General features: G+C 67.1%; 5 protein-coding genes, 1 tRNA gene and 1 pseudogene. 3 read left to right on the top strand and 4 right to left on the bottom strand.

Features of this window, described 5'->3' with window-relative positions; all coding sequences use genetic code 11:
* From H0W38_RS17880 to H0W38_RS17870, 3 genes are all read right to left on the bottom strand, one after another.
* On the bottom strand, positions 1–689 hold a 689-nt coding region (locus tag H0W38_RS17880), incomplete at its 3' end, for a serine protease (protein WP_292456594.1).
* A 107-nt stretch (positions 690–796) separates the two neighbouring features.
* Positions 797–1,393: a rhomboid family intramembrane serine protease gene (locus H0W38_RS17875; RefSeq protein ID WP_292456592.1), complete on the bottom strand. Its 597-nt coding sequence runs from the start codon at positions 1,391–1,393 to the stop codon at positions 797–799.
* A 73-nt stretch (positions 1,394–1,466) separates the two neighbouring features.
* Positions 1,467–1,551: transfer RNA gene (locus tag H0W38_RS17870), tRNA-Leu, on the bottom strand.
* 76 nt (positions 1,552–1,627) lie between these two features.
* Between H0W38_RS17870 and cysM the strand changes: the two genes are divergently transcribed.
* Both cysM and H0W38_RS17860 read left to right on the top strand, forming a co-directional pair.
* A complete protein-coding gene (gene cysM / locus H0W38_RS17865; protein WP_292456589.1) occupies positions 1,628–2,533 on the top strand; it encodes a cysteine synthase CysM in 906 nt (301 codons plus the stop codon).
* A 103-nt stretch (positions 2,534–2,636) separates the two neighbouring features.
* On the top strand, positions 2,637–2,864 hold the full coding sequence (locus tag H0W38_RS17860) for a sulfurtransferase TusA family protein (RefSeq protein WP_292446487.1): 228 nt from the start codon (positions 2,637–2,639) through the stop codon (positions 2,862–2,864).
* A gap of 88 nt (positions 2,865–2,952) precedes the next feature.
* On the opposite strand, the gene galU is transcribed toward H0W38_RS17860, so the two are convergent.
* Positions 2,953–3,819, bottom strand: coding sequence for a UTP--glucose-1-phosphate uridylyltransferase GalU (gene galU, locus H0W38_RS17855; RefSeq protein ID WP_292456588.1), 867 nt, complete (start codon positions 3,817–3,819; stop codon positions 2,953–2,955).
* Positions 3,820–3,939: 120 nt separating this feature from the next.
* Here galU and H0W38_RS17850 point away from each other — a divergent pair.
* Positions 3,940–4,157 (top strand): annotated as a pseudogene (locus tag H0W38_RS17850) (phosphoglycerate dehydrogenase); the annotation flags it as partial.

Raw genomic sequence — 4,157 nt, 5'->3', positions numbered from 1 at the left:
TCGCCGCGCGCGTTGAAGAGGCCGGCGCCGCTGTGATCCGTGCGCGGCGGGCGGGTGAAGAGGGCGGTGTCGATGTGGTATTCCCAGTAGCCGGAAAACGCGCGCCGCGCGGAGAGCCGCGCCACGCTCACCGCACCCTCGTTGCCGCCGCTCACGAGCAGCAGCGACTCGTCTGTGCTCACCCCCGTGTCGCTCGCCATTGGCGCGGCCGGCACTTCGATCGGCACCAGGGCTTGCACCAGGCCGAAACCCGAGGCCAGATCCATGCCGAGCACGCGGGCCGGCACCCGCTTGCCGCTGTCGAGCAACAGGCTCACCTCGTCGGCCTCGAGCAGCAGGTAGCCGATGGTCAGCACCTCGCCGTCGTCGCCGATGACCACGCCCGAGCCGCTGCGCTGGCGGCCGAGGGTTTCGCTCGACTGCGCCTGCTCGACGGCCTTGACCTCGATGCCGACGACCGCATTGCTGGCGCGCTGCAGCGCCAGCGCCTGGCTGTGGGAAGCGGCGGCCTGGGAAGGCGTGGCTGCCCTGCCGGGTTCTGCCGCGGCCACGCCCGGCGCTGTGAGCGCCACGCCGAGCAGCATCGCGGCCAGCGTCATCACCGGCCGGTGGCGGCTGAAGCGCAGGCGCTGCAGGTCGTCGTCCAGAGCCTGCAGCGTTGGCGTGTGGGTAACGGGCGTTGCGTTCATGACCGGCCTTTTGCGCGTTGTGAACGCGCGTGCCGCAGCATGAACCGCCATGCCGCCCGAGCGGGCGACGGGGACTTTGCGGTGAATGAAACCCGCCGCGGGCGTCGTCAGCGGCGGCGCCGGCCGAACGGCGGCTGGCCGCGCCAGTAACGGATCATCACAAAGCCGCCGACCATGCCGCCGAGGTGCGCGAAGTGCGCCACGCCACCGGCCGGGCTGTAGACGCCGAGTGCGAGTTCGATCGCACCGAAGAGGATGACGAAGTTGCGCGCCTTCATCGGGATCGGTGGGAACAACGGCATGATGATGCGGTTGGGAAACAGCATGCCGAAAGCCAGCAGCAGTCCGAACAGGCCGCCGGAGGCGCCCACGGTGGGATACGGCGAGCCGAGCAGCGCGGCGACCAGCAGTTGCGCCACGGCCGCCGCGAGCACGCTGGCGCCGTAGAACTGCAGATAGCGGCGGGTGCCCCACAGCCGCTCGAGCTCCGCGCCGAACATCCACAAGCCGAGCATGTTGAAGAACAGGTGGCCGATCGAGCCGTGCAGGAAGCTGTACGTGCCCACCTGCCACGGCAAGAAGTTGCCGCCCAGTGGCCACAGTGCGAACAACTGCAGGAACCACGGGCCGACGAACTGGGCGAGGCAGAACACCGCGACGTTGATCAGTAGCAGGGCCTGGGTGATCGGAGGCAGCGGCGGCATGGGCAGGGTCTTGGGTCGCGAAGGACGCGCGCTCGGAGGTAAATCTCCGGATGAAGGGCGGCGTGATGCGGGGTGGTGCCTCGGGACGGACTCGAACCGTCACTCCTTGCGGAACGGGATTTTGAGTCCCGCGCGTCTACCGATTTCGCCACCGAGGCCCGGTGTGCTGAGTCGTCGGGATTCTGCCATGGGGCCTCCTTGCTCCTGCGACAATCGTCCCAGAAAGGCCTGCTCATGCCCCGCTACCCGACCCTCGAAGACACCATCGGCGCCACGCCGCTCGTGCGGCTCGTGCGACTGCCTGGCCTTGCCAACGAACAGCGCGGCAACGTCCTTCTCGGCAAGCTCGAAGGCAACAACCCGGCCGGCTCGGTGAAGGATCGCGCGGCCATCAGCATGATCCGCCGCGCCGAGGAGCGCGGCGAGATCAAGCCCGGCGACACCCTCATCGAGGCGACCTCGGGCAACACCGGCATCGCGTTGGCCATGGCCGCCGCGATCCGCGGCTACCGCATGCTGCTGGTCATGCCCGAAGACCTGAGCATCGAGCGCGCGCAGTCCATGAAGGCCTTCGGCGCCCAGTTGATCCTCACGCCCAAGGCGGGTGGCATGGAGTACGCGCGCGACCTCGCGGAAAAGCTGCAAAGCGAAGGCAAGGGCCGCGTGCTCGACCAGTTCGCCAACGCCGACAACCCGCGCATCCATTACGAAACCACTGGCCCCGAGATCTGGCGTGACACCGAGGGCCGCATCACGCATTTCGTGAGCGCGATGGGCACCACGGGCACGATCACCGGCGTGTCCAGATATCTGAAGGAGCAGAACCCCACGGTGCGCATCGTCGGCGCGCAACCGAGCGAGGGCTCGCGCATCCCGGGCATCCGCAAATGGCCCGAGGCTTACCTGCCCAAGATCTACGAGCCGAGCCGGGTCGACGAAACCATCAACGTGAGCCAGTCCGACGCCGAAGAGATGGCGCGCCGGCTCGCGCGCGAGGAAGGCCTCTTCGCCGGCATTTCGGCGGCGGGCGCCTGCTGGGCCGCCTTGCAGGTGGCGCAGACGGTCGAGAACGCGACCATCGTCTTCGTGGTCTGCGACCGCGGCGACCGCTATCTTTCCACCGGCGTGTTCCCCGCCTGAGCGCTGGCTGCGGAGGGCGTGGCATCGAGCCGCAATGGCGGGGCGCCGCGGCACGACTCGAAGCCTAGAATCGCTGAGCAAATCACAGCACGGGGCAGCGAGCATGGAAGCGAACAAGGAAATCGACACGCGCGGCCTCAACTGTCCGCTGCCCATCCTCAAGGCCAAGAAGGCGCTGGCCGACATGACGAGCGGCCAGACGCTGAAGATCGTGGCCACGGACCCTGGCTCGGTGCGCGACTTCCAGGCCTTCGCGCGCCAGACAGGCAACGAGCTGGTCGAGCAGCAGACGGCGGGCAACGAGTACATCCACTGGCTGCGGCGCCGGTAAGGCAGATGCCGGCGCAATGAAGAAAGCCACCAGGAAGGTGGCTTTCTGCTTCTGGGGCCGAAGCGGCTCGCGCAGCGCCGGCGCCGGCTCAGATATCCAGCGACTTGAGGTATTCGCGAAAGCTTGCGCTGACCTCAGGATGCGCTAGCGCCAGTTCCACATTGGCTTGCAGGAAGCCTTCCTTGCTGCCGCAGTCGTAGCGTTTGCCTTCGTAGCGGTAGGCGAACACCTTCTGGCGCCGCAGCAGTCCGGCGATGCCGTCGGTGAGCTGGATCTCGCCGCCCACGCCACGCGGCTGGGCGCGAATCTCGGAGAACACGTCGGGCATGAGGATGTAGCGACCGGCCACACCGAGCAGCGACGGCGCGTCTTCGGGCGCGGGCTTTTCGACAATGGCGGTGATGTCCATCATGCGGTCGTTGACCGGCGTGCCGTCGACGATGCCGTAGCGCCGCGTCTGATCGGCCGGCACTTCCTGCACGGCGATGATCGAGGCGCGCCATTCCTCGAACTGTTCGACCATCTGCTTGAGGATCGGCGTGGTGCCGACCATCAGGTCGTCGGCCAGCAGCACCGCGAAAGGCTCGTTGCGCACCAAACGCTCCGAGCACAGCACCGCATGCCCCAGGCCCATCATCTTGGCCTGGCGCACGTAGACGCACTCCATGTCGTCGGGCTTGACCTGGTGCACCAGCGCCAGCAACTCGGCCTTGCCGGCGGCCTCGAGTTCCATCTCCAGTTCGTAGGCCATGTCGAAGTGGTCTTCGATCGGGCGCTTGCTGCGGCCGGTGACGAAGATCATCTCGCGAATGCCGGCCGCATAGGCCTCCTCGACCGCGTACTGGATCAGCGGCTTGTCCACCACCGGCAGCATTTCCTTGGGCTGCGCCTTGGTGGCAGGCAGGAAGCGGGTGCCGAGCCCCGCCACAGGGAAGATCGCTTTGTTGATCAGCATTTACTTACAATCGTTCAGGAATAAAACGTGATCAATTCTGTCACGCCCCTTTCGACGCAATAACGCCGGGTGCCCGGCAGCGTAAGCCAGCGCACACGTGCGCCCCCACACTGGAGTGCGATGGACCTGTTGATTGCCGAGCCGATGGAGGCAGAGGTGCTGCAATGGTTGCAGGCCCGTCATCGCGTTCGCTATGCACCCGAGCTGGCCCGCGATCCGCGCGCAATCCGGCAAACCCTGTTCAACGTGCGCACGGCCATGTTGCCGCCGTCCTTGCGGGTGGATGAGGAGACGCTGTCGTTCGCGCCGATGCTGCGGGCGGTCGGGCGCATCGGCAC

The sequence above is a fragment of the Methylibium sp. genome, from assembly GCF_013817365.1.
Classification (GTDB): Bacteria; Pseudomonadota; Gammaproteobacteria; order Burkholderiales; family Burkholderiaceae_C; genus Methylibium.
This window is presented reverse-complemented; position numbering and strand designations above follow the sequence as displayed.